This window comes from Streptomyces sp. NPDC054794, assembly GCF_053611585.1.
Window position 1 is genome coordinate 1 of the sequence record NZ_JBSHAQ010000056.1, and the last position, 25795, is coordinate 25795.

18 protein-coding genes and 2 pseudogenes are annotated in these 25795 nt (G+C 67.2%); 12 read left to right on the plus strand and 8 right to left on the minus strand.

What is annotated here, in order from left to right:
* Nucleotides 1-474 precede the first annotated feature (474 nt).
* From ACWGKT_RS39260 to ACWGKT_RS39280, 5 genes and pseudogenes are all read right to left on the minus strand, one after another.
* A pseudogene (locus ACWGKT_RS39260) lies at nucleotides 475-741 on the minus strand (GntR family transcriptional regulator); the annotation flags it as partial.
* A gap of 616 nt (nucleotides 742-1357) precedes the next feature.
* Nucleotides 1358-1769 (minus strand): annotated as a pseudogene (locus tag ACWGKT_RS39265) (AAA family ATPase); the annotation flags it as partial.
* Between the two features lie 403 nt (nucleotides 1770-2172).
* Nucleotides 2173-2319 (minus strand): hypothetical protein, encoded by a 147-nt coding sequence (locus ACWGKT_RS39270; protein ID WP_453277427.1) that lies wholly within the window; start codon nucleotides 2317-2319, stop codon nucleotides 2173-2175.
* Nucleotides 2320-3040: 721 nt separating this feature from the next.
* Nucleotides 3041-3412 carry a hypothetical protein gene (locus tag ACWGKT_RS39275; protein ID WP_453277428.1) on the minus strand — a complete coding sequence of 124 codons (372 nt, stop codon included), beginning with the start codon at nucleotides 3410-3412 and terminating at the stop codon, nucleotides 3041-3043.
* A gap of 565 nt (nucleotides 3413-3977) precedes the next feature.
* Complete coding sequence (locus ACWGKT_RS39280) at nucleotides 3978-4337, minus strand: hypothetical protein (RefSeq protein WP_453277429.1); 360 nt, start codon at nucleotides 4335-4337, stop codon at nucleotides 3978-3980.
* 257 nt (nucleotides 4338-4594) lie between these two features.
* Here ACWGKT_RS39280 and ACWGKT_RS39285 point away from each other — a divergent pair, with 257 nt between their 5' ends.
* The 4 genes from ACWGKT_RS39285 (at nucleotide 4595) to ACWGKT_RS39300 (ending at nucleotide 12640) form a co-directional block, all read left to right on the plus strand.
* Nucleotides 4595-4717, plus strand: coding sequence for a hypothetical protein (locus ACWGKT_RS39285; RefSeq protein ID WP_453277430.1), 123 nt, complete (start codon nucleotides 4595-4597; stop codon nucleotides 4715-4717).
* Nucleotides 4718-5379: 662 nt separating this feature from the next.
* A complete protein-coding gene (locus tag ACWGKT_RS39290; protein WP_453277431.1) occupies nucleotides 5380-8046 on the plus strand; it encodes a Helicase associated domain protein in 2667 nt (888 codons plus the stop codon).
* A 1151-nt stretch (nucleotides 8047-9197) separates the two neighbouring features.
* Nucleotides 9198-11933, plus strand: coding sequence for a tetratricopeptide repeat protein (locus tag ACWGKT_RS39295; RefSeq protein ID WP_453277432.1), 2736 nt, complete (start codon nucleotides 9198-9200; stop codon nucleotides 11931-11933).
* A gap of 551 nt (nucleotides 11934-12484) precedes the next feature.
* On the plus strand, nucleotides 12485-12640 hold the full coding sequence (locus ACWGKT_RS39300) for a hypothetical protein (RefSeq protein WP_453277433.1): 156 nt from the start codon (nucleotides 12485-12487) through the stop codon (nucleotides 12638-12640).
* A 32-nt stretch (nucleotides 12641-12672) separates the two neighbouring features.
* On the opposite strand, the gene ACWGKT_RS39305 is transcribed toward ACWGKT_RS39300, so the two are convergent.
* From ACWGKT_RS39305 to ACWGKT_RS39315, 3 genes are all read right to left on the minus strand, one after another.
* Nucleotides 12673-14961 carry a hypothetical protein gene (locus tag ACWGKT_RS39305; RefSeq protein ID WP_453277434.1) on the minus strand — a complete coding sequence of 763 codons (2289 nt, stop codon included), beginning with the start codon at nucleotides 14959-14961 and terminating at the stop codon, nucleotides 12673-12675.
* Between the two features lies 1 nt (nucleotide 14962).
* The gene (locus tag ACWGKT_RS39310; RefSeq protein WP_453277435.1) at nucleotides 14963-17383 is read right to left on the minus strand and encodes a type II secretion system protein GspG; all 2421 of its coding nucleotides are present in this window, start codon (nucleotides 17381-17383) and stop codon (nucleotides 14963-14965) included.
* Nucleotides 17384-17561: 178 nt separating this feature from the next.
* On the minus strand, nucleotides 17562-17858 hold the full coding sequence (locus ACWGKT_RS39315) for a LexA family protein (RefSeq protein ID WP_453277436.1): 297 nt from the start codon (nucleotides 17856-17858) through the stop codon (nucleotides 17562-17564).
* A 129-nt stretch (nucleotides 17859-17987) separates the two neighbouring features.
* Here ACWGKT_RS39315 and ACWGKT_RS39320 point away from each other — a divergent pair.
* From ACWGKT_RS39320 to ACWGKT_RS39355, 8 genes are all read left to right on the plus strand, one after another.
* Nucleotides 17988-19066 (plus strand): IS630 family transposase gene (locus ACWGKT_RS39320; protein ID WP_453277437.1). Its coding sequence is split into 2 segments (ribosomal slippage): nucleotides 17988-18486 and nucleotides 18486-19066, totalling 1080 coding nucleotides; the frame shifts between segments, so codons are not numbered across the junction.
* Between the two features lie 178 nt (nucleotides 19067-19244).
* Nucleotides 19245-19475, plus strand: coding sequence for a hypothetical protein (locus ACWGKT_RS39325; protein WP_453277438.1), 231 nt, complete (start codon nucleotides 19245-19247; stop codon nucleotides 19473-19475).
* 50 nt (nucleotides 19476-19525) lie between these two features.
* Entirely contained in the window at nucleotides 19526-20449 is a 924-nt protein-coding gene (locus ACWGKT_RS39330) for a hypothetical protein (RefSeq protein WP_453277439.1), read from the plus strand.
* 67 nt (nucleotides 20450-20516) lie between these two features.
* On the plus strand, nucleotides 20517-20840 hold the full coding sequence (locus tag ACWGKT_RS39335; protein WP_383229125.1) for a hypothetical protein: 324 nt from the start codon (nucleotides 20517-20519) through the stop codon (nucleotides 20838-20840).
* Nucleotides 20841-21216: 376 nt separating this feature from the next.
* The gene (locus tag ACWGKT_RS39340; protein WP_453277440.1) at nucleotides 21217-21975 is read left to right on the plus strand and encodes a helicase associated domain-containing protein; all 759 of its coding nucleotides are present in this window, start codon (nucleotides 21217-21219) and stop codon (nucleotides 21973-21975) included.
* A 682-nt stretch (nucleotides 21976-22657) separates the two neighbouring features.
* Complete coding sequence (locus tag ACWGKT_RS39345; RefSeq protein WP_453277441.1) at nucleotides 22658-22993, plus strand: CU044_2847 family protein; 336 nt, start codon at nucleotides 22658-22660, stop codon at nucleotides 22991-22993.
* On the plus strand, nucleotides 22990-23832 hold the full coding sequence (locus ACWGKT_RS39350) for a S1 family peptidase (protein ID WP_453277442.1): 843 nt from the start codon (nucleotides 22990-22992) through the stop codon (nucleotides 23830-23832). Before ACWGKT_RS39345 ends, ACWGKT_RS39350 begins: the two co-directional genes overlap by 4 nt.
* 1081 nt (nucleotides 23833-24913) lie before the next feature.
* A complete protein-coding gene (locus ACWGKT_RS39355) occupies nucleotides 24914-25591 on the plus strand; it encodes an HAD family hydrolase (RefSeq protein WP_453277474.1) in 678 nt (225 codons plus the stop codon).
* Nucleotides 25592-25795 lie beyond the last annotated feature (204 nt).

Genomic DNA, 25795 nt, shown 5'->3' on the forward strand with positions numbered 1-25795 from the left:
CCATCGCGCTGCGCGCGATGCAAGCGAACCTCCTTGCTGCGCAAGGAGGTTGCGCTCCCGCTCCGCGGGAGCGCACGCAGGACGCTTCGCGTCCTGCCCAGTCCTGGTTCATGGAACCAGGACTGACGCTCCGTCCGCTCCGCTCCCGGAGCAGCGGGGCAAAGCCCCGGCCGGCCCTCCGCTACGCTCCAGGCCTCACGCGGGTCCGCTCCGCTCCCCCGCACAAGGTCCCTTCGGGCCCGCACCAACCAGAGGCAGGGGGTGACTCCTGTTCTACCTCTGAATGATGCACTATGTAGTACTGGCAAAAATATGGGTACTCCTGGAAAGGATCCCGAGGCAATCCGATCAGAATTTTCCAAACAGGCCTGACGGTGATGTGAGATGCCCACCCTTGCAGGGGGGAAGACCGTGATTAGAGAAAATATCTTCTCGATTAGGGCGTCTGAGTTTCCGCTGTCGTATCAGAAGTCACTAGGAGAGTGTCAGGTCCGTCGTGATGGTTTCCCAGAGGGCGTCGAACCACTTCTGCGATTGCTCCACGAACGCCACGTCACGCCGGCCCCGCCGCTCCTCGAAGGAGAAGAGGAAGGACTCGGGGCCCACAGCGTCGTGCATCCCCAGCGTTCCGCTGCTGGTGGACTCCTCCCAGCGGGTGCCCATGTAGTACGCGAAGAACACCTCCGCGCCGTTGAGCAGGTACAGCTTGACCGCCAGGGTGAACTGCAGCGCGCGGACGGTCGTGTCGTGTGCTGGGGACAGCTGGCCGGTTCAAAGGAAACCAGGTGGGCGCTGCCCGTGGTCGGAACAGATCATGGGGCCCGGAAAGACTTGCATCGTTCAACCAAGTTGGCAACCAACTCTGACTAAGTTGTCTTCACTTGGTACCTCCTCATAAACAACTTTCACTCAACTTCCCTTAGCTGTGGTGGAGTTGTAGTGGTTGGTCGTGGCCGAGGAGGTCATCAGGCAGTCTCCGCACAACCGGCGCTGGCTCGTGACGAATCCCAGCCGGCGATGGTCGGCCTGGCCTCCGGCTCACAGGGGCCTTCTCGGCCCCGTACATGAGCATCTATGCGGCCTGCCTGACCACGGAGACCTGATGCTGGCGGGCAAGCGACCTCGCCTGCCCGGTCCCGGTCGGGGCCGCGGCAACGACGACCCCGTCCACCAGCGTTGGCTGGCCATACGCAACGCTCAGGACCAGCTCCTTCAGCACAATCTGTCGGGCCAGCGCTCCACCCACGACGTCGACGTGAGCGTCATCTTCCGCGCGCCGCCCTCACTGCACCAGCCAAGCTGTACCTGCTCAACGGCACTGAGGCCGGAAATCGTGGCTGCCTGGGTGCGTGAGCATCAGCTCGAACTCGCCTTCCTCCACGTTCAGCAGATTGATGTCGCTCCTGTCGAGCTCGCCGATCAGCAGCACGTGCGGGGGTGCCGGACGGCAGCAGCGCGGTGCCGAGCGGAGCGAGGTGGATGTAGCTGCCGATGGCTTCGACGGCTCCGGGACTGCCAGCTGCCGCCCCGTGCCGCCCTGCGCGGCTTATCTGGACATCCTGCAGTTGGGCAATGGCGTCGTAGTGGTACAGGCCGTCCTGGAGCGTGAAACGGCTGACGATGGACCAGCGCAGGACGTCACCCCGTCCGTGCTCGTACGCCACGGAATGGGCCAGCGTCCTCCTGCCCGCGCCGGGGCTGCCGGTGACGAGCAGAGGGCGGCGCAGGTACAGCGCCGCATTGATCATCTCCAGCTCCTCGGACAAGGGTCCGCCGACATGGGGACGCAACACCGCCTCGTCGAGGATGAAGAAGATCTGAACGCCGCCGTCTCGTTCTGCAGGGGACCAGGGACGACGTTTAACTGGTAGCCGCGGATGATGTCCGTCGCGCTCTCGTAGCCGAGGTGCTGCAGGAACGGTTCGCGGATGCCCTCGCCGAACTCGCACCGCCAGGACCGGCTCTGCTGCCCCAGGGGCCTGTTGCTGTTCCATGACGACGTGCTGGTTGTCGCCTCGTAATCCTGGAGCATCAGCCGGAGACGGGTGACAGAGACGCTGACCGCAGCCGTTTCGATGCGGATCAGCTTCGAGAGTGACCATTCCAGTGCTCCTGCGACCTTGCGCTGGCTGAGGCACAGCGGATCGGGGGCTCGCCTCGGTCCGCGATGTGCTAGATCAGCCGCTCCAGGTCACCGCAGTACACCGACGGATTGCGGAAGCCCTCGCCGACGCGGTACCGGTGGTCGTAGCTGCCGTCTCCGCATACGCCGACCATAGGGCACTCGCAGCACTGCCGGACGAGCCCATCGAGTTCCAACTGCCGGACGACAACGCCCGGATGCTCCAGGACGCCGCCGAAGAACCGCCGGAAGACGGCAAGGCCCGTCGTGACGCACCGGCGTAGGCCGCCTTCAGCCAGTCCACCTGCTCGATAGCACCGTCGGTCTCCACGACCACCGCGATCACCGGCGGTCTGCCCACCGCCTCATCTCATCCCGGCAGTCCCAGCAGCAGGCCGATGATCTCTCGGACGGCAGCAGCGCGCTGCCGAGTAGGCCGCGAACCTGACGCTGCACCGGAAGACCAGGGCCCCGCAGACGCGACGGAGGCGGACGGGGCCGACAAGGCGGGCGCACTGCCGATCCTCAGGCCAAGTAGCACGGCGAGTTCAGAAACGGCCCCGCTGGGTGTGCGATCCAAGTTGATCCACCACACCAGGTCGTAGTCGGTTCCGAGGCGGTAGACGTACTCCGCGGCGACCTGCGTCTTCCCGACGCCGGACATGCCGAGCAGGGTGCAGGCGGAGGCTCCGCGCCTGAGTCGGAGAGGCCCCATGGAGCTCGGTGAGCAGGTCGTTGTGGCTGGTGAAGTGCAGTTGTGGCGCAGGCCCCGCAGGTGCCCCCGGATTGCCGGCCGCAGCGAACTGCCCGCTGCGCTGCACCTGTTCCAGGACAGTCGGCGTCGCCCGCTCGGTTCGTCGAGCGCGCATGACCCTGCATGAACAAGGGTGTGCTGGGCGACGACGGGCCCGCCCCGCATCAGGGCTCGCCCTCCGCCGTTGGCTGCTGGTCCTCGACAACGCCGGGAGGCTGGAGGAACAGACGACGGGGTGACTGGTGACAGTCCCCGTGGCGGCCCGGCCTGCGTCGGCTGGGGTTCTCAAAAGGTTGTATGTGCTCCGCTGCGGTGCGCCCCTGGCGTGGTCCGGTGCTGGCCCCGCCGTCGTCGAGGGCGAGTAAGGACGTCCCTTCCCATTCCGAAGGCTCGTTGTAGGCCGTCTTCAGCGAGTCCGCCTGCTCGAAGGCGCCGTGGGTCCCGACCACGACCAGATCGCTCAGCGCGAGCCCCACCTCCCCAGTGAGGCTCGACCCGCCGCGCAGCGTGCCGAGCACCGGGTCGAAGACTGGCACCGGAAACCTGCAGTCCTGCTCCTCCCGCGCCTCAAAGGCCTCGAGCGGCAGGTCGGCGTACGGTGGCCGGGCGCCGGACAGGTTCGGGGCGTCCCAGACACGTCGACGTCCCGATGACGTCTGCTGATAGACGCAGCCTTGGTGTGAAAACGCAGATCGAGCATGGTGACGGGGCCTGGATGGGGGCGAGAAGCACGCCGATGCCCTGAACCAGGGAGGCCCCTTCCAGCAGGGGCTCGCTGCCGTGCAGGATCACGTGGACGGGCTCAAGGGCATGCAAGGCGGCGTGCTCCGCGATCCGAGCGGCGACGGAAGGTAGTTGGCGGCCGGATGAAGGTGGCCTCGACCGCCGCCTCTGATCGGCGTGCTGATACGTAACAGTGGTCGCACGATAGATCGCACCTGCTGTGGATCTCGAGGACGTGCTGACGGGGCGCCGCGTTCTGCGTGTAGACATGCGTCTGGCCTCAACCTCCGTGAATACTACGGAGGTTGAGGCCAGGGGGACTGCCTGCCTAGTGCTGTGAGGCGGGGTGGAAGCCGTCTTGCACCAGGCTGTCAGTCATCAGTCACTGCGCCGTTCGGCACGCTGCATGCGGGCACGGTGCATCCGCAGGAGCACGAAGCACCCCACCACTCCGCCGCTGGCCACCAGGGCCAGCGTCCCGTATGCGCCGGCGCCAGGTGCATGTGGATCCTTGGCCACCGCGCACAACGCGCACAGAGCCAGAACGATGACCGCCAGGACGAGGACGACGAGCGTCACGAGCAGGAGCTTCTCGAGAAGCTTCGCGCTACGCCGCTGGTCAGCGGGTGTCTGGAGGAATCGGTTCCAGCGCTTGAAGCCTCGTCCGCTGCTCAGCGCTTCCTTGATCATTTCCCGCAGGGCCGGGTCGTCGAGATCCACGGCGTGGGCACCGCTCATCCGCTCTTCTCCTCGCTACTGATGTCATCTGGCTGCTGAAGGACCAATCATTGGTTGTCGTGAGTGGACTGCGGGCGAGCTAACGGCATCCCATGCCGGGTGGAAGACCAGCACGGGACACCCGCTCCGCAGACCGGGATTGAAGGGGAACCTAGCGCACAGGACGGCTCTGCACCGCCTAGAGCGTGACGATCCCTCGCTGGAAACTCTAGCGGTCCAACTCACCATCGAGTGCTCACTTCTGACGCTGTCGCAGCATGACACAGGACTTCCCGCCGCGGGATGCCATCCCCCCGCGGCAGGTGTACTTCGTCAACCTTCTTCAGGGCGCACAGGAATATGCCGCGCTGTCGCTGACAAATAAATGCAGCACGACCTGAAAGACAGGCCTCTAATTTCTCACCAGATTTCGAGGCATAGGAAATTGAAGCACCTCAATTCCTCGCAAAAGGAAAGCGCTTACCTTCAGGTTCGTCCACTGCGCCACACACAGGCGGAGACCCCGGCCGCGAACGCCTTCCACCGCGCCCCGCCAGGGTCTCCGCAACGCCCTGTCCCAGACCATCGTTGAGCCTTCAGCAGCCAGATGACGCAGGGACGAGCACCCCCGACAATACAGCCCGCACAACCCCGAAGAGGCCCACTCCGAGGCCCCTTCGACCCCAACACCTCAGCCAGTCGCGAGTGGTTCGATCGCGATGGCTCACCGGACTACCTGCCGCGGCACTTGGATGCGCAGCGGCGTCCGGCACCGAGTGCTAGGGGTGCGCTACCCGAGTCTGGCCATGTGCACAGAGCGACGACACACAGGGAAAGACTGCAGTCGGTCATGGCTCTGGCACCAGTGCGGTGCGGTACCGGCACGTGATGATCATGCTGGCCTCGGGCGGCGAAAATCGGGTCCCCGTGATCGCACTCCTGGTGCAGGCCCGACGAAAGCCCCTCCGCGACGCGAGCACCTGTGCGAAGGACACGGACTCTGATGCATGGACAGGCCCGGTGTTCCCGGCATGGGAGAGATGTGGTCTGGGAGAATTTCTCCATGCAGGAGATTCAGCTGCGGGAGCACCAGGTGGATGCGGTCGCGCAGATCCGCACCTGGGCAGGCTTCCCGACGCGATCAACCGCTGGTGAGGAGGGGCGGCGGGCGACGCTGGTGTCTGCGACCGGGTCGGGGAAGACGATCACGGCTGCCGCGGCCGCGCTCGAGTGTTTTCGGGGCGGGCGGATCCTGGTGATGGTGCCCACACTCGACCTGCTGGTACAGACCGCGCAGGCGTGGCGGCGGACCGGCCATCACGGGCCGATGGTTGCGGTCTGCTCCCTGGAGGGCGACGCCGTCCTGGATACCCTTGAGGTGCCGACGACGACCAATGCGATCCAGCTCGCGCTGTGGGCGGGATCCGGGCCGGTATTGGTGCTGGCGACGTATGCCTCCCTGGTGGACCGTAACGACCCCGACGACCCCACGGGCCGGGCAACGATGCCGGGGCCACTCGAGACGGCTCTGGCAGGCGGGCCCCGGCTGTACGGGCAGCGAATGGACGGCTTCGACCTCGCGGTCATCGACGAGGCCCACCGTACGGCCGGGGAGATCGGCCGACCATGGTCGGCGATCCACGACCAGGCCCGCATCCCGGCCGACTTCCGGCTCTACATGACCGCCACTCCCCGCATCCTCGCCTCCCCCCAGCCCGTGCGCAGCGCAGACGGCCAGGAGCTGGAGATCGCCTCCATGACCTCCGACCCCGCCGGGCCTTACGGGGAGTGGATTTTCGAGCTGGGGCTGTCGGAGGCGATCGAGCGGGGCATCCTCGCCCCCTTCGAGATCGACGTCCTCGAGATCCACGACCCAGACCCAGTCTCCGAGGCATCCATGGGCTCGGAAGAGGCGGTGCGCGGCCGGCGGCTGGCGCTGCTGCAGACCGCGCTGCTCGAGCACGCCGCGAAGCACAACCTGCGCACCGTCATGACGTTCCATCACCGGGTCGAGGAAGCCGCCGCGTTCGCCGACAGCCTGCCGAAGACGGCTGCCGCGGTGTACGAGGCGGAGGTGCCGGAGCAGGCTCTGGCCGCGGCGGAGCGGATGCCGCCGTCCTCGATCGACGCCCGCTTCTACGACCTCGACGAAGGCCGGCACGTGCCGCCAGGGAGGGTGTGGTCGGCGTGGCTGTGCGGCGACCACCTCGTCGCCGAGCGCCGCGAGACCATCCATCAATTCGCCAACGGCATCGACACCGACGGGCGGCGGGTACACCGCGCCTTCCTCGCCTCTGTCCGGGTCCTGGGAGAAGGCGTCGACATCGTCGGCGAACGCGGCGTGGAAGCCATCTGCTTCGCCGACACCCGCGGCTCACAAGTCGACATCGTCCAGAACATCGGCCGCGCCCTCCGCCCGAACCCCGACGGGACGACAAAGACCGCACGGATCCTCGTCCCCGTCTTCCTCCAGCCCGGAGAAAACCCCACCGACATGGTCGCCAGCGCCAGTTACGCCCCGCTGGTCGCCGTTCTTCAGGGGCTGCGATCCCACTCCGAGCATCTCGTCGAAGACCTCGCCTCCCCCGCCACCACCAGCGGACAACGCACAATCCACCTCCAGCGCGACGCCGACGGACGCATCACCGCCACCGGCACCGAGGGCGGGGGCTCGGCCGATGAGACCGGAGGCGGTACACAGTCGGCCCTGCTGCACTTCTCCACCCCCCGCGACCCTGCCACCATCGCCGCGTTCCTCCGCAACCGCATGTACCGACCCGACTCCACCGTCTGGCTCGCCGGCTACCAAGCCCTCAGACGCTGGCGCGCCCAACACCACATCACCGGCCTGCACGCCGTCCCCTACGACACCGAAGTCACCGTCGGGATCACCGACACGTTCCCCCTCGGACGGTGGATCCACCAGCAGCGCAAAGCACGCCGCACCGGCGACCTCGACAACCACCGCATCCAGCAACTCGACACCGAAGGGATGATCTGGGAACCCGGCGAGGAAGCATGGGAGAACCGGCTCGCCGTCCTGCGGTCCTACCACCACGCCCACGGACACCTCGCCCCGCGACAAGACGCCCTGTGGGAAGGCCCCGATCCAGACGGACCGGACGGCACCACCGCGCCCATCGGCCAGCTGATGGCCAACCTCCGCAGGAACGGCGGCCTGGGCAAGAACCCTGAACGCGCCGCCGCCCGGGCCGCCCAGCTGGCCGGTATCGACCGGGACTGGGACTGCCCCTGGCCGCTCGACTGGCAGCGCCACTACCGCATCCTTGCCCTCCTGGCGGCCGACGAACCCGGCGGTCGGCTCCCCGACATCGCACCCGGCGTGACGTACGACGGAGACGACCTCGGGACATGGGTCCTGCGGCAACGCCGCAACTGGGCGCAGCTTTCCGAGGAGCAGCAGCAGCGACTGGCCGAACTGGGCGTCACACCCGCCCTGCGGCCCACCCCAGCCCCAACCAAGGACAGCGAGAAGACGTCCAGCAAGCTCTCAACCGCCTTCCAAAGGGGCCTCGCCGCACTCACCCAATACATCACCCGCGAAGGCCATCACCGCGTACAACGAAGCCACACAGAAGAGATCACGCTAGAGGGCGAGACCACACTGGTCCGGCTAGGGGTGTTTATGAGCAACGCCAAGACGAGGCGCGACAAACTCACACCATCCCAGCGGGCTGCGCTCGCTGAGCTGGGCGTCGAATGGGCATAGCTCACTTACTGCCAGGCGCCGGATCACCTGTCAGTGGAGGGGCCGGCCAGTGGACTGGAGCCCTGTGATCACCACCCTGGTAGGCGCTGTTGTCGGCGTGGGATCGACGACAATCGCGGACCGAGGCCGCTGGCGCCGCGAAGAACAGCGTCAGATGCGAGTAGCCCGTGGCGAGACGTACAGCCAGTTCCTCGCTGCCCTGCATGACGCAGGAGAGCAGCTCCGCGCTGTAGCGGTTGGCGATCTGCTCACCGATCTGCCACCAGCAACCGCCGCGCGCGAAGCATTCCGGGCCAGCAACCTCCCCGTGGCACTGGAGCGTATCCGCATAACCTGCCCGCCAGACGTAGCTGAGGCAGCAGGCGTCGCATTCCACACCATGCGCAAGTTACGAAACTGCGTCGCCAACGGAGCCACAGTCGGCACGCCTGAGCATCGAACGGCAGAGCTGGCCTGTAAGGAAGCAAACCGCCGCCTCAGACACTCCATGCGAGCAGACCTAGGGCCCTTCTGAAGGCCCTTGTTTTGCACGCTTAGCAACGACGTGTAGGGGATCTGGCACGATGGACCAGATCTCGCAGGCAAGGGGGCGATGTGACAGGGCGGGCCCAGGCATGGATCGGTGGCGCGACTTTTGTCGTGACCACGGTCGTGATGGCGGTGTACTTGGCCATGGTGAGCCTGGAGAAGGCTGCCACGTGGGCCAACATTTTGGGGCTGTTCGTGGGCTTGGCCTCTCTGGCGGTCGCTGTGATCGGGATCGTGCGTGACCGCCGCACGCCCAGCGGGCAGTCGGTGCACGGGAGTGCTGTGGGCGGAGGAATCGCCCAGGTGTCCGGGACGGGTGGGAACGTTCGTATCACCCGCCGCGGCCCCGCTGTCCCGCCCCCGGGTCCCGTGTCTCCCACCACGCCTTCCGGTGCGGTGGCACCGGAGTCGGATGGGCAGTCGGTGCGTGACACGAGCGCGACGGGCCCGGTCGATCAGGTGCAGAACACTGGTGGAAACGTCGACATCGAGGGCCCATGAACCTCCCGGCCCGTGTGCCATGGCGGCTGGCGCTTCGGCGTTCACGGGTCACGGCTGCTCCGGCGGCACCTCTGGAGCGCCGCCGCGGGCAGTGGGTGGCCAGTTCGGTGGTGCACGGCCCCGTGGTGCAGGTCGGTGACACGACCGGCGACGTGAACATCGCGGTCGGCACCGAGCAGGCCCTGTACAGGGTGGATGCCTTTCCTTTTGACCGCCCCTCGCTGACGGTGGAACAAGCCCGCGCGCAGCCGGGCCGACTGCTGCAGGCTCGCTACGCAGTGGCGGACTTCATCGGGCGCCGTACCGAGCTGGAGCAGCTGGCAGCCTGGCGCGACGACACGAGTACGGCCTCGATTCTCTTGATGCACGGGCCGGGCGGGCAGGGCAAGACCCGGCTCGCCTCCCACTTCGCCCGCCTCACGAGGCAGTGCGGCTGGGAGGTGCTCCAGGCCCGGCATACTGGCGGTTCCGCCCCGATTCCCGCAGGTCGGCTGGGCCCGGCGGCTGCCGACCTGGACGAAGGCGGACCTGGGGCTGGGGTGTTGCTGGTGGCCGACTACGCCGAGCGCTGGCCGACGGCGGAGTTGTTGGCGATGCTGGCCGACGTGACCTTGCAGGAGCAGCGGGCCCGGGTGCTGCTTTTGGCCCGTCCGGCCGGTGTCTGGTGGCAGACCCTCGCCTACCGTCTGGACCGCTTCGATCTGCCCGTCGCCACCTTGGCGCTGGGTCCGCTCGCCGATGCCCCGGACACAGATTCCGAGACGTTGTTCACCACTGCCCGGGACCGTTTCGCCGCAGCTCTGGATCTGCCTGGTAGCCAGAACGTCGCTCCGCCCAAGGCCCTACGGGATGGTCCCGGGTTCCGGCAGGCCCTGTCCATACATATGGCCGCCCTCGCCGCTGTCGACGCCCACCACAGCGAGGCGCCCGCCCTTCTGGATACCCCGGAGCGGGTCTCCGCCTACCTACTGACCCGGGAACGCGACCACTGGCAGACCCTGCACGCCAGCGGCGGTGTGCATACCTCCGCCGACACCCTCGCTCACGCCACCTACACCGCCGCCCTGACCGGTGCGATGTCCTACGACCACGGCCAGGACGCTCTCATGGCGAGTGGAACATGCAGCCCTGACCAGGCCGGCCAGGTCCTCACCGACCACGCGGTGTCCTACCCAACCGGGGCAGCAGACCTCGTGCTGGAGCCTCTGCACCCCGACCGGCTGGCCGAGGACTTTCTCGCCCTGTCCACCCCCGGCCACACCGTGGACAGCTACACCCCCGACCCCTGGGCCACCACGGCCCCCCAGCGTCTCCTCACCGCCTCATCCCCCTCTGAACTTTCGGTCGGCCCAAGTGCCACAGTGGAACCGCCCCCGTGGACTCGTGCCGCCCTCACCGCCCTGATCGCCGCAGCCGCCCGCTGGCCCCATCTCGCCACAGGCCAACTCGCCTCACTGCTCATGGCACACCCGCAGCTGGCAGTCCACGCCGGCGGCGCCGCACTGACTGCCCTTGCCGACATCGAGCACCTGCCCACCCACGTCCTTGAAGCGGTCGACGCCCACCTGTCGCAACACCGGCAGACCGGCCTCGACCCTGGTTCGGCCGCTGTCACCGCACGCCTCACCCCCCACCGGCTCGCCGCCACCAATGAACCCGCCGAACGCGCCCGCATCCTGGGTGCACTCGAAGCTCGCCAATGGCACGCCGGCCTCCACCCCGAAGCTCTTGCTACCGGCCAGCAGCTCGTCAATATCTGGCGGGACCTGGCCCGGACCGACCCCACCACCGAATCCAATCTCGCCACCACTCTGTCCAACTTCGGACTCCACCTGAGAGCAGTCGGACGGCACGCCGAAGCTCTGGCCACCGAGCAGGAAGCGGTGGCCATCCGCCACCGCCTCGCACAGGACAACCCCACCGCCCACGGACCAGACTTCGCTGAGTCGCTGATCAACCTCGCCTTGTGCCTGGATTCGACAGGGCGACGGGCTGAGGCCCTGGCGACCACCGAACAGGTCGTACCCGTCTACCGGAAGCTCGCCGAGACCGACCCCGGCGCCTACGAGCCTGGCCTCGCCACCGCCCTGAACAACTTCGGAGCCTACCTCGCGAAAGCGGGGCGACACGAGAACGCCTTGGCGGCCTTCGGAGAGGCCATCTCCATCCGCCGCCGCCTCGCACAGGACAACCCCACCGCCCATGAACCCGATCTCGCTGCGTCCCTGTCCAACATCGGCGGGGTCCGGGCTCTGGCCGGAGAACGGCAAGGAGCGTTGGAAGCCGAGCAGGAGGCGGTATCGATCCGCCGCCGCCTCGCCCAGGACAATCCCGCCGCCCACGGCCTCGCTCTCGCCGACAGCCTGATTAACCTCGGCATTCACCTGGCAGCAGTCGAAAGGCGAGCCGAGGCCCTCGCCACCGCCTCAGAAGCAGTGCGGATCTGCCGGCAGCTTACCGAGGCCAACCCTGCCACTTACGAGCCTGACCTAGCGACGGCGCTGCACAACCTCAGCATCCACCTCGCGGGGGCCGGGCGGCACGAGGACGCACTGCACGCCACCGAAGAGGCAGTCACCATCCGCCGCCGCCTCGCCCGACGCCTCCCCGCAGCATACGAACCCCATCTCGCCCGGTCACTGGGAATGTTCGCCGGTGTACGGGTGGAACTGCGGCGAGACCTGCCCGCCGCGTTGGAAGCCGCCCAGGAGGCCGTGGAGATCTACCGCCGACTAGCCCAGGGCGAGCCCGTCGCCTACGACACCGAACTGCATACCGTCCTAAACGTCCAAGCCGACATCCTCAACCAGCTCGGCCGCACCGAAGAAGCCGCCCACATCCGCCCAGCACAACCATGACCCACAGGGCTCGCCAGACGGTGCTGACACGCACCGCACTCGAGACGCCAGGCCTGCGCATGACGTACCACCCCGGCCCGGCAGGCACCGGCACGTACAGGCCAGTCAACTGCGACCGCTGTCGCAGCGATCGCCTCCATAGCGTGGTGGCCGTACCGACCAGTGGGTAGACAGCTGTGGGCTCCTTTTCGGCGCGGTCCGATGCACGGCATCAGCTCAACCCGACGGCGGCGTCGGGGTCTCGACTATCGCCCAGCCCCAGTCCGACTGTGATTCGGTGAGTTTCACGGCGTGCACGAAGGGCAGCCCCTGCAAATACTCCCGGCTCACACAGTTCACGCCAGCAATGGCTCGGATCACCCGCAGCAGATTCGTCTCTACCCGTTCCGGTTGGCGGATCGGCACTGATACCCAGGCGTCAACGAGAGCGTATCCGTGAACGGCCGCCATGCTTTCGTGATCCCCGATGCGCTGGCACCACTGATTCCTCGCGGCGGATGTGACGCCCTGGTGGATGGACGCCGCGCCCGACGGGATGAAGCCGCCATTGGGTGGTGCTGGACGGCGAGGCCGTGTTCGTCGTGGACGGGCGGATCAGTTTCGAGGCGGCCCAGTCTGGGGTGATCAGCCCTGTCCGCGCGGCGTCAGACCAGGCAGGCCCGACGGCAGACAGCGTTCCGGCCCTCACCGGACAGGCCGACCTGTAACGCCGGACGGCTGCTCAGCCCCCTCGTGTGCCTTACGGTTTGAACGGCGGTATCACCAGCACGTGGTATGCCTGCTCCAGGCGCTGGCGCAGGTCACGCCCGCGCAGGATCTGCTGCCGTATCCGGGGCTCGTCCACGAATGCCAGGTCGACGAGGCTCTTCGGCGCGACGCTCTGGTCCCGCGAGGCGGAGGTGTAGCCCCGGACCACTTCCCAGCCCTTGCCCGCGTAGGACCGCTCCCTGTCGAAGACGACCTCCGGCCACTCCCTCGCGGTGGGCGCCGAGGGGCTCGGCCGCGAGCCGACGCTGACCGTCTGGTCGGGTACGACCAGGCTAATCATGCCCTTGGCCGAAGTCGCACCGGCCGACTTGCGGACGGCCGCGCGGGCCAGTTGCGTGGCCTGCTCCGGTGTCAAGTCGTCCACGGTGAACGTGGAAGCCGCCACGCGTATCCAGCCGGGCACCCCGTCGAACTCTTGGACGCCGCGTCTGCCCGCCAAATCTTGGATGGCCGGGACCACTTGAGACGGCGGCGAAACGTTCAGCTCGACCGCGTCCGCGGTCGCGAATTCGGCCCTGCCGGTGGTCCGCGCCAGCGGGTTGCACATCAGCGCTTCCAGCAGTGCCAGCCAGTCGACGTACTGGTCGTCGGGTGGCGGGTCGGGGTCGAGTCGGCGCAGCATGGTGTGGACGATGACGTAGTGGGCCGCCGTCGCACAGGCTCGCTGATAGCCGTAGAGCCACTCGGACCCGGTGTCCTTGGCAAGCAGTGAGTGCGAGCCAACCCGATGGTCCGAGCCCTGCAGCAGCCGCTCGTACAGGAAAAGGTCCTTCGCCAGATACAAGGCGGAGTCTTGGGCGAACCCCAGGCCCGCATCCTTCGCCGTGTCGATGAGGACACCAAGGGGATTGGCGAGGAATTTCGCGACGGTGTCGATGGCCTCGTACACGGACATCGCGAGCTTTCCCACGGCGATCGTCTTCGACACGGCGAGGACGAACCGCGACAGCCGCGTCAGGATTCCCGCCGGCAGCCGCTTCAAGTAGGTCGTTCTAGCCAGCGTTTCGGCGACGACGGCTTGCCGCATGGCGGGCTTGGCGAGCGTTTCGAGGTTATCCCCGAACTTGTCCTTCAGCACCTCGATGACGCGGTTGTCCTCGTTCTCCGCCGCCTGCACGGGATCGCAGAAGATCTCGAGGACCGACTGCAGCCAGTCGTAGTACTCCTGCTCGACCCTGCTGAGATCCGTGGCCTCCACCGTCCGGAAGAAGTCCCCGACTTGGCGCCGCGGGTCCTTCCAGCCGATGCCGAGCACTTCCTCGAAGACATGAAGGAGGGAGACCACCGTGTCCTGAATGTCGAAGTAGCCGGTGACGACGAAGTCCTCGGTCGGCAGGGCGACACCGTCCCGCGCCCCCGGAACCCACCGCTTCAGCCGTCGGGCAAAGATCCCGGCGTCGCGGGTCTCGAACGGCTTCGGCAGATACTTCGGTCCGCTCGCCAAGGCGTGCAGTTCAACGAAGTTGGAGTGCGCGTAGAAGTCCTCGACCGCGTGCAGGAGATAGCCCATGCGGGCCAGTCCGACGGCGAAGTCCGGGTCCGTGCCGTCCACCGCGAGCTCGCCGCGGCCCACGGGCCGTGCCCAGTCGGCCTCGATCTCGGCGAATCCAGCGGCGAGGACCTCGATGTCGTCGCGCAGATAGCGGTAGAGGTCCGGGGTGCGGTACGCCTGCTGACCCGCGCGGGGGCCGCGGTCCAGTGAAGTCTCGTACGTGTCGGGGGACATGGGGACGCGCGGACGGTCGCAGTGCTCGTGCGGGAAGTACTGACGGAAGACGGCCTTGAAGATCGCGTCGTACTGCTCGACGGAGAACCGGTCCGGCTCGCCCTCCCGCTCCGCCGGGCCGAAGGCGAGGTAGCCCTTCACGAACACGGCGTCGGTGGAGAGGTCCCAGAGCGCCGACCGGGTGGCCGGGTCTGCGCCGAGAAGCACGCCGAGGGCGCCGTAGACCTTCTCGCGCACCGCCTTGACCAGGCGATCCTCCTGGTCGCCGGTCCAGGTCCGGTACCACTTCGACCCGGAACGGTACAGGGTCGTCGCGGTGATCAGCCGGACGAAGTCCTCGACCAGGGACTGGACTTTGGACGCCAAGCTCGCGTACGCGACGGGGTCGATGACCTGAGAGAGGTCGGTCAGCCAGTTGCCGAGGAGCACCGCCTCCAGGCCCTGTGCTTCCCCGCCGGCCCGGTCCTTGAAGGTCCGTTCGAGGAGCGGGAGCGCGCCCTGTTCGCCGACGCCGCGATGTCCCTTGGTGTTCATCTCACGGTCCGGGCGGTGCGCCGACGGCGATGTCGACGGCGCTGGTGGGCGTGTACTCGTACCACTGCCCGATCAGCGCGCCCTCCGCCCAGCTGGTGAGATCGCTGTCCGCGCCCTCGCCGCCGGGCTTGCGGTTGGCGCCGAGCGAGGACAGGTCGTAGTCGCCGTGCACGCCCGGACTGGCGTATTCGTACGGCGTCCCCCACGGGTCCTTCAGGGGCAGCGTGACATTCCTCGCCTTCGCCACGGCGGCCAGTGCCTTGAGGCCGTCACTCGTGGTGGGGTAACTGCCGTTCTGCTTGCGGTAGTCGCCCAGGAGCAGGGTGAGGAGCTGCATGTCGGCCCAGGCGGCCTTCTGCTTCGGCAGCAGCAGGGGCCGCGCGTCCTCGACGGCGTTGGCCGGCTGGATGCCGGGGTAGTTGGTGTTCGCGAACGCCTCCAGTTCCTGGGCGATGGTCACGTACGGCGCGGGTGGCACCGGAGTGCCGGCAACGAAGGCGAGGAAGGGTTCCACGAAGCCGGGGCGGATCGTCATCACGACGCGTGCCGCGCCGGAGCGCAGGAACGCGCGGTGCAGGGGGTCCGGGTGGTCGAGGAACTTGCGGAACTCCGCGCCCTCGAGGCCCGACCAGAAGTACGGGTAGACGATGTAGAGCAGGTTCTCCCACTCGACGGCTTCTTGCAGGAACCGGATCGTCGCTCCTCTGGCGAGCCCGTCGCGCCAGGTCGTGTCGTCCTTCACGGCGCCGGTCTGGGCGTCGTAGTAGTCCTTGGTGCCCGAGTAGGTGGTGAAGGCCGGCCCGATGAGCCAGCGCAGGACGTGCTTCATCATCTCCTCGCGCTCCATGCGGCGCAGCGTGAGGGTGTCGTTCGCCGCCAGCTGCTCGGTCAGCTCGGCGAGGCGCTGCTGCAAGGCGGTGCGCTGTTCGTAGTAGCGGCGCTCGGCGGCGTCCCGGATCGTCGACCACGCCTTGTTCTGCCAGGCACGGAAGGCCTCGTCCTTGAGCGTGAGGGTCAGGGTGACGGTGACCGCGTAACTGGCCGCGAAGCGCACGGAGTAGGGCACCGCGACGGATCCGGACCGGCCCAGGACGAACGGGCCCGCGTAGCCGTTGTCGACGACCGTCTTGTCACGGTCGAACTGGGTCAGGTATCCGGGCCACTCGAAGCCCTTCGACGTCGCCAGGACATCGGTGACCGTGTACAGCGTGTCCGCGTCCAGGACCACCGCGTACGCGCCGCCGCGCTGGCTCTCGTCGAAGGAGCTGAACGTCCTGGAGTCTGCGGCGTTGACCGACTTGGTCTCCGTCGGGGGCGGCTCGACGACCGCGCCGTACAGGGCGGCCTTGTCCGGATAGCCAGCCCGGGTGAGCTCATTCGGCTTCAGCGGGAAGCGGGCCCAGTCCGGTCCGTCGTCGGCGCCGAAGCCCGCCTTGAGTGCCGCCTCGATGGACCTGATCTCGATGATGCGGTCCAGGAGTTCGGAACCGGGCTCGGGAATGACCAGGTCGTACGTGAGGCGGATGCCGTAGCGAAGCAGGTCTACTGACCATTTGCGCATCATGCGGTAGTAGTCGATCCGCAGCGGCTTGTCGCGGTGCGGATTCCTGAACCGCTTGACGCTCTCGTTCTGCGTGCCGGACGCCGAGGCCACCCGGAAGCTGAGCTTGTGTTCCTGCACGGCCCTGCGGGACGCCTTCTTCGTGACGGTCCTGGACTGGGACCGGGTGAATTCCTCGGAACGGCTGGCCGAATCGGTGGCGCTCGCCGACCCGCCGGCCGCGAACGACACTCCGCCGTACGCCCCCGAGATGTTGACACTCGCGCTCAACTCGGTGGTGTGCTGGTACTGGTTCTCGGTCGACTGCTGGAGTTCGCTCTTCTCCGTGACACCTTCCTCGCTGAACTCGTCGAGCGTGTCGGTCTCCAGACGCTCGAACTCCTGGCTGGTGTTCGACCACTCGCGGAAGGTGATGTTCACCTGCTCGGCTGGGGCGAGCGGCACGGAGTACACGAGTTCGCCGCGCTCCACCCCCACGGGCGTGAACGCCAGTTTCTCCAGGTGGAGATAGCCGATCGGCTCCACGCCGAGTGATGCCCGGAACGCCGCGAGCTGGGCGCTGTCGGCGCCGACGCGCTCCGCGATGTCGAGCAGCACGCCGGCGGGCACCGTGGCGAGTGCGCTCAGCTCGGCCCCGGGATCGCTGCCCGCCGACGCCACGACCTGCCGGATCGTGTCGGCGTGCGCGGCGCTGACGGCCGGCTCGTCGAGTGCGCCGTGGACCGGCTTGTCCTGGGCCAAGTGCAACAGCAGCGAACGCTTCATCGGTCCGCGCAGAACTTCACGCTCCTGCTCGGTCACCAGGATGGGCGTGTGCGTCGCTTTGAGGATCGTGCGCCGCGAATTGGTCAGCTCTGCCATGGCCGCCCCCCCTTTGTTCACGGGCCATGTGCCGGGCTCCATTGGGGCGCGGCGCGGCAAGCCGCGTCAAGCCCGTCGATGGCCAACGCTGAAGCTTCATGCACAGCGACCGTGGAGCCTACGGGAATTGAGTGAGGTGAACCGCTCCGAGATCGGTGGAGGCTCAGGCCGGCGCGGTTCACTCTTGTTGTCGGGCATCAACCAGGTGTTGGGGCCATCGCGCGTGAGGCGCTTCACTGTGGCTTCGCCTCGCGGTCGGTTGAGCCCGTACGACGGCGAGGCCGCCATCGAGGATGTTCCCCTCACCGGCCATGGAGTCGCCACAGACAGTGAGGACGAACGGCTCTCCGGCCGCCACGAGCTGTCGGGACAGGGTGTAGACATCGTCGACATGCTGCTCCGCAGTGATCGGGGCGCCAGCCGCGATTTGGCCCACGAGCGGGGCTTCGATAGTCGAAGCCGCCTTCGCTGCCACTCGCTCCAAGAGGTCATCGCTCGGAGTGGGCTCAGCGTCCTGGGCCAGTGCATACTGACTTCGGCTCGTTAGGGTGATCTTCTTCGAAGTCCCTGATGGGTCTGGAGTGTTGTCTGTATCCCGTGGTGTATGAGGTATGCGGATGGGGGCGGCCTGACCCCTGTGGGACGTCAGCGCCGGGAGACGGTACGGATGCAGGCGGCCGAGCTGTTCGAGCAGAACATCAAGCCGCCGGAGGTGGCACGGCGGCTGCGGGTGAGCCCGAAGTCGGCCTACCAGTGGCACCAGGTGTGGCGGGACGGTGGCGTGCAGGCTCTGGCCTCTCGTGGCCCGGGTGGATCGCGATGCCGTCTGTCCCTGCGCTGTCTGGAAAAGCTGGCTGCGTACCTCGATGAGGGACCTGCCGCGCATGGCTGGGTGGAGGATCAGGTATGGACCGCGGCGAGGGTGGCCACGCTGATCGGCAGGAAGTTCCACGTCGCCTACAGCGTCTCAGGGGCTACACGGTTGATGCACCGGCTCGGCTTCAGCCCGCAGGTGCCCGCTCGGCGGGTGGCCGAGCGCGACGAGCAGGCCGTGACCGTGTGGAAGGAGGCGACCTGGGCCGAGGTAAAAGAGCCCGGGCGGCGTGCGGGGGCTACGTCTGCTTCGAGGACGAGGCGGGTTTCACCCGGCGGCCGACCAGAGGACGCACCTGGGGCCGGCGGGGCCGCACCCCGGTCGTGACGGTGAGCGGCCGCCGCTCGGGACGCCTGTCCGTGGCGGGACTCATCGCGATGCGGCCCGGCTCCCGCACCCGGCTGTGCCACCGCCTGCGCACCCACCCCGCGGGCAAAGGCACACGTCGCAGCATGGGCGAGCGCGACTTCATCGCGCTGATCGACGGCGTCCACCACCTCGTCAAGGCCCCGATCGTGCTGGTCTGGGACCGGCTCAACACCCACGTCTCCCACGCCATGCGTGAGTTGATCGCCGAGCGCGAATGGCTGACGGTGTTCCTGCTGCCCGCGTACTCGCCGGACCTGAACCCCGTCGAGTGGGTATGGGCCCATGTGAAGCGCAGCCTGGCCAACCTCGCCGTCGTCGCCCTCGACCAGCTCGAAGTCCTCGTACGGAACCGGCTCAAGCGCCTCCAGTACCGGCCCGACACCCTCGACGGTTTCATAGCAGGGACCCGCCTGCCCCTCGACTACCCAGAGTCACCCTGATGCGCTGAAGTCAGTAACAACCGTGATGGCGCACAACGACCTCCATCATCACTGTTGGCGCGGACACCTCTCACCCGAAACACGATCCACCCTGCATTGGCCAACGGTCCCCGCCAGCCAAGTAGCGACCCGAACCGACAACACCGCCACTGTCAGACTCATACGGGACAATCCCGCCATGGGTGAATCCCTCGCGACACAGTTCCTCAGCGCAGACCTCGAGACGGCCTGCCCCGCCTGCGGCTACCTGATATGGATCCGCTACTCGGAAGTCGTGGTCCAGACCGCCGTGACCTGCCCCTGCTGCTACACCCAGATCTGGCTGGTCGACGAGACCGGCAGCGCGCAGAACGCGGGCGATGCCGTCCAGCAGCAGATCACACAAGCCCTGAAAGGCCTCTTCCGGTGAAGTACCAACAGCGCCTCCAGGTCGCCGTACGCGAACGCCTACGCAAACTCATGACCGCCCCCTTCTCCAGCGCCGGCCACGAAGTCCACCTCGCCGTCACCTGGATCAGGAATCAACCAGCCCTTCGAGGCCTCCTCGAGGAAGCAGCCCGGGCCGAGCCGAACGTAGACCGAGAGCGTTTCAGCACTGGGCTGACACGCAGCGGCCAGTTCGTCTGGCCCAGCCGGACCGAAGAAGGACGCGCCACCCTGATCTGGGACCTGATGCAGCACATTGCTGAACAGGAAGCGGGCACTCCCGAGATCGGGTGGCAGACCGCTATTGGCTACAGCATCAGCGGTCGCCCCCAGGACAGCTGGCGGGAGTTCGCCGAGGACATCCTGCAGCCCCTGTTCGACTACCTGAGCGAACGCGTCGGCGCCGAAAGCAGCATCCTGCACACCCTCGAGCGCTACCGCACCCGCATCGAATGGTTCGACCGCGAAGAGCTGTACACCCGTTTCGACGCCGACCGCGCCAACGGCGAAGAGGTCTACAACCTCGACCTGCAGCGCTTCCTCTTCCTCGAAGGCGACCACATCACCCACGCCAAGCCCCGCTCAGCCTCAGGCGAAGCCGACCTCATCGGCGACCTCGACGACCGCGACCCCCTCGTCTGCGACGGAAAGATCTTCGACGGCCAAGGACGCGGCAAGGGCTACCTCGTCAAAGGCGTGCACCAGATCATCAAGTACGCCCACGACTACGGGCAGCACACCGCCTACCTCGCCATCTACAACATCACCGACAAACTCCTCGAACTCCCCACCGACGGCACCCCCGGCACCTGGCCCCCCTACACCGAACTCACGGGCGTCCGCGTCTACTTCATCCACGTCCGAGTCCTGCCACCCACCACCACCGCCAGCAAAGCCGGCAAAGCCACCCGCGTCACCCTCACCCACAACGAACTCACCAACCCCGACACCACCTGACGTCCGATTCAGCAGGTACCTTCGGCGGATCCATACCTCAGCCACCCGCCACCCGATAGGGAGCACCGTGAACAGCCGGGACCGCATCCCGTACTTCCGCTGGCAGCGCCACTTACCGCGCCTGATCCAGGACCGAACCGCGGGCCTGATGATGGCCGCGGCGGCGGTCATCGCCCTCTCGTTCAGCGTCATCGGCGGTCTCGCTGAACTGTCCAGCCCATCATCAGATCCGTGCCAGCGAGCACGCGAGATCGCCGACGAAGCCCGCCCCGCTGACGGAAAAGTGGACTCCGGCATCGAGCGCGAGCAGGCCATCGAACCAGCAGGTGATTGGCTCGACGCTGCAACGGAATGCCGACAGGCCGGCGGCGACCCAGGACCCGGGTTCTAGCCACCCACACAGCAAGCCTCCGCCAACACCTGCCGCAGAACGCGACACGGGATGCCTCTTTCGGAACAACCGGCTCTCAGTCGCGCGGCTGGGCATGGCTGCTGCACTGTCCGTCCCAGACGCCAGATCAGGGCACCCCAGGCCACCCCACACGACACCTCAAGTAGCGACCCAGGGAAACTGCACTACGCTCGATCAACCTGCACACACCGCATACGCGCAAGTCAGACAGTCACCGCCACGCTCAGCCCCGCACTCCGAGCACCCCACCCACCACGAAGACCACCCACAAAACTGAGAAACCCCAGCTCACACTCACCACAGCCGCGCAGAACAACTGGGCGACGACAGAATCCAGCAACTCGACGCCGAAGGCATGATCTGGGAACCCGGCGAGGAAGCCTGGGAAAACCGGCTCGCCGTCCTGCGCTCCTACCACCGCGCCCACGGACACCTCGCCCCGCGGCAGGACGCCCTGTGGGAAGGCCCTGATCCGGACGGCCCGGACGGCACCAGCGTGCCCATCGGACAACTGGTCGCCAACCTCCGCCGTCCCCACGGACTGGGCAAGAACGGCAAGCGCGCCGAGACCCGGGCGACACAGCTCGCCGCCATCGACCCGGACTGGAACTGCCCCTGGCCGCTGGACTGGCAGCGCCACTACCGCGTCCTCGCCGCCCTCGCCAGCGACGAACCCGGCGGCCGGCTGCCCGACATCGCGCCTGGGGTGATGTACGAAAACGACGACCTCGGCACATGGATCCAACGCCAACGCCGCAACTGGACAGAACTGTCCGAGGAACAACAGCAACGACTGACCACGCTCGGCATCACGTCCGTATCCCGGCCCAAGCCTGCGGCAGGTCCAAGGGTCGTCGGGAAGACGACGAGAGTGCCTTCACCGTCTTTCCTGCGCGGCATCGCCGCCCTTGCCCAGTACATCGCCCGCGAAGGCCACCACCACGTGCCGCGAACGCATACAGAGACAGTCGCCGTGGAGGGTCCCGGCCGGGGAGAGAGCGCACCGGAATCCGTACGGCTGGGCGTATTCATGAGCAACACCCGCAGCCGCCGCGACAAACTCACCGAACCCCAGCGCACCGCACTCACCGAACTCGGCATCGAATGGGCATGAGGGGGTGCAGGACGATCGGCGGGTCAGACCGACGCGTGGGAAGCTCCGGGCTGAAACGGTGCGCGGGGTCTCAGCCTTTTCATTGTTCCCATGGTGGGGTGTCGGCCGGATCGGTCTCTTCGAGCTCGCCATGCGGCATCACGAGGACATCGGGGATGAAGCCTGAGTAGCTCGTCTGCGCCCCGCACGCGGGAAGCAGACGGCCCCGATGCCGGGCAGGATCGGGGCCGCAGTGCGATGCGCGTGCGGCCCGCCGCGAGGCGCCGGACCGTAGATGCGTCGCCGGGGTAACGCCCCCCACACGCCCAGGTAACGCCTCTACTCAGCCCCCCGCCCTGCCCGGCAAGTCCGTTGGCTCCAACTCGCCCGCCGGGCTGGTCGTTCCAGCGCCCGCGAGTGGCAGGGTGGCTACGGCGATGTCATTTGGCACCAGCGAGGCGTCTCAAGGTGGCCCCGATGGGTGAAGGTCAGGGCTCCCGAATGCGGCCTGGAATCGCCCTCCTCGGTCCTCCGTGCTGGCCACTGGTGGGGCCCGGATTCAGGTCGCCGCAGCCGGGCTTCACAAACCGTAGCCCGGTGGCGGCGCCCCGGTGGAGCCGGAAGAAGCTGCCGTAGCCGCTTCTGCACTTTCCAACCCGTCGCTGAACCCTCCGGCGAGAGTCACGCGGTTTACGCTGTAGCTGTGGTGGAGCAACCGACAAGTGGCGTATCAGAGGTGCGAGTTGAGACGGTAGAGCTCAACGGACACGGAGCCCGGCAGATCAGCAGCAGGACACGGCAGTCCGCTTCATTGGCTGACCGCTCGGAAGAACTGCAAGAGGCCATCCGGCAGGCGTCGACGATCGCGCAGGACTCCCTGGCCCAGGTTCCCGAGCGGCACGGCTGGTCCGTCACCGGCATGGAGGTCAGCTTCGGTATTACCTTGGCCGCCGAGGCTGGCGTAATCCTTTCCAAGGCGTCGGCGGAGGCTTCTTTCGAAGTGACCCTCACGGTGGAGCGGACCAGCGAGGCGCGATGACCGGTCACTCCTGGGTGCGTATCAACGAAGCTGGCACACATCTGGGCGCAGGCTTCCTAGTGACACGGGTGTACGTGATCACCGCGCAGCACTGTCTTCGGTACATGACTTCCGAGGAGGCCCGCCTAGACCTCGAACTGCCCGACGGGCAAGTCCTGACGGGGCGGTTGTGCGACGCGGACGAGAGCGCGGACCTCGCGCTTATCCTCGTGGAGAAGGCTCGTTCACACTGGCTGCCGCCCGCACCGCATACGGACTGGGCTCGGCCAGGGGTGAGGTGGCGGGGGACGTACAGCCCACCGGGCGAGAACCTGCAACTCGACGGGGTCGTGTCGCACGCTCCGATCACATACCGCCGTGGTGGCGACGGTGAGGAGGGAACGTTCACGGGACTTCAGCTGACCGTCGAACAGGACGTGCGTGATTTCTCAGGGTACTCGGGCAGCCCGGTGGATACCGATCCCGTGGAAGTGGCGGAGGAACGCCCTGTGGTAGGCATCCTCATGGAGCAGATCGACAGCCGTGTACACCCCGATCTGGGTAGCAACGTGCTCATTGCCGCATCGGTCCGGCATGCGATGGCACTGTTCCCTCACTTTGGCGTCGACTGGCTGCGCTCCGGCGGCCAGGGCACCGATGCAGGTCCGTCGCGTCCCGGGGGTGAGAGGCCCGCGGAACCGGCCTCACGGAAGGCGGCGCGGGACACCGAAATCGTCCTGAGGTCGTTGCGGGAATGGGAGCAGACCGGCCTGATATCCGAGGCGGAGTCCCAGGAACACCGTGGGCAAACCCTGCGGGACTTCCGTGAACGTGCCCTGGGGGATGATGAGGATGCCTGACGCCATGTCACCGTGGCAGGGCAGGATCCAGGCCGCCGAGGCGGCGGTGGAGGGGTCCGAGCCGGCTCTGGCATCACTACCGGACGTGGTCGACGGCATGCGGTGCGATAACCGGCTCCTGAGCACTCCGGGTGACGCGAGCGAAGCGTCCTACTTCCTGTCGCTGCTGCGTGAGCTCGGGCAGACGGCCGAGCACGCGTACCACCAGGCCGAACACCACATTAGTCGGTGGGTCCGCGATCGCCTGGTCCCGGAAGAGCACCAGTGTGCCGTGGGTAACCGGATCGGCACTGTTCTCGCCGAGAGCGGACACCACGATTCGGCTCTCCAAGCACTTCGCGCGGCTCGGGAAGCTGCCCGCACCCCGTTGGAGACGGCTTACACCCTTGCGCAACTTGCCCTCCTGGAGGCCCGGAACGGCTCCTGGACCGACGCGCGAGAGCACGGCTTGCAGGTCCTGCGGGCGGAGGAGAACGACGGTTCGGCGGTGTGGCTGGACGTACGCATGCGGGCGAACCGTGCCTTGTTCGTCGCCGACTTCGGCAGCGGGCAGCTTGATCGGCGCCGGGCCAGAGACCACATGCGGGTTCTCGTGGAGGTGTGCGGCGAGCAGATCGAGCGCTGGGGCAGCGATCACCCCCGGGCGCTGGAAGCTCTCATGGTCATGGCAGAGGCGCAGCACGCCGAGGCGTGGACACGCGGCGACGCGGCGGAGATGGAGCGGCTCACTGATGTCCTCGCGGTCGTGACCCAGCGCTCGGCGACATTACTCGGTGCGCGTCATGCCCAAGCCAGGGCAGCGCGTTTGGCACTTCTCCAAGCGCACCAGGCGACCGAGGACATGCGCGAGGGACAGGAACGGCGAGAGCGGGAGCAGGAACGCGAGCGGGCGAGGGAGCGGGAACGAGAGCGGGCGAAGGAACGGGCCCAATCGGCGCGGAATGACGCACCATCGTGGTCGCAGACGCCGCCTGCCGGTGCCGCAGCGGAAGCAACCTCGGCCTCCACCAGTCCGTTGGGCACAACTTTGATGGACGAGGGCTTCTCGACACCTCACGACCCGTTCGCATGGCTGCGGGAGATGGTTGCGCAGGCCCGTGTCGTGATGTGGGATTTCGACGGGCCGATCTGCCGCCTGTTCGCCGGGTACCGGTCGGAGCAGGTGGCCACGGACCTGATGGACTGGCTGGCGACGCGAGGCCTTCGCGGTTTGCTGACGGATGAGGAGACGGCGGCGCACGACACTCATGTGGTGCTTCGCGCCGTCGATCGGAGGCACCCCCACAGCAACCTGGTAGTGGAGTTGGAGGAGCGGCTCACCTCGGCCGAGCTCAAGGCTGTGCGGTCAGCGATGCCCACCGCATTCGCGGATCCACTGATCCGTACGTGGCAGGCGCTGGGCACCCGGCTGGCGATCACCACGAACGTCTCCGCGCAGGCAGCGCGGGACTACCTCACGAACCGCGGCCTCGATTCCTGCTTCGCACCCCACATCTACGGACGCACCCAAGACATACACCTCCTCAAGCCGAACCCGCACAGCCTGAACCGCGCACTCAACGCGATGGGGGCAGCGCCGTCCCAGGCCCTGATGATCGGTGACTCCCCCGCGGATGTCGCGGCAGCCTCGGATGCCGGAGTCCCGTTCCTCGGGTATGCCCGCAACGAACGCCAGGAGAAGCTGCTGAGGCAGGCAGGCGCCCAGTCGATCGTCACGTCGTTGGAGCAGGTGCTCCAGATCCTTCGCTCAAGCGCCTGATAACCCGGCAGTGCGGAGGGCCAAGTAAGGAGATTCCAAGCCGCATTCGGGAGCCCTGACCTTCACCCATCGGGGCCACCTCGAGACGTCAAGTTGACAACACCACCCACCTGCCTAGCAAAAGCCGCGCGGGGGAAATTCAGGGCCGTTGGCGCGCGCCAGCCCGCATTCGTCCTGGCCATAGCCCATAATCTCTCTGAGGAA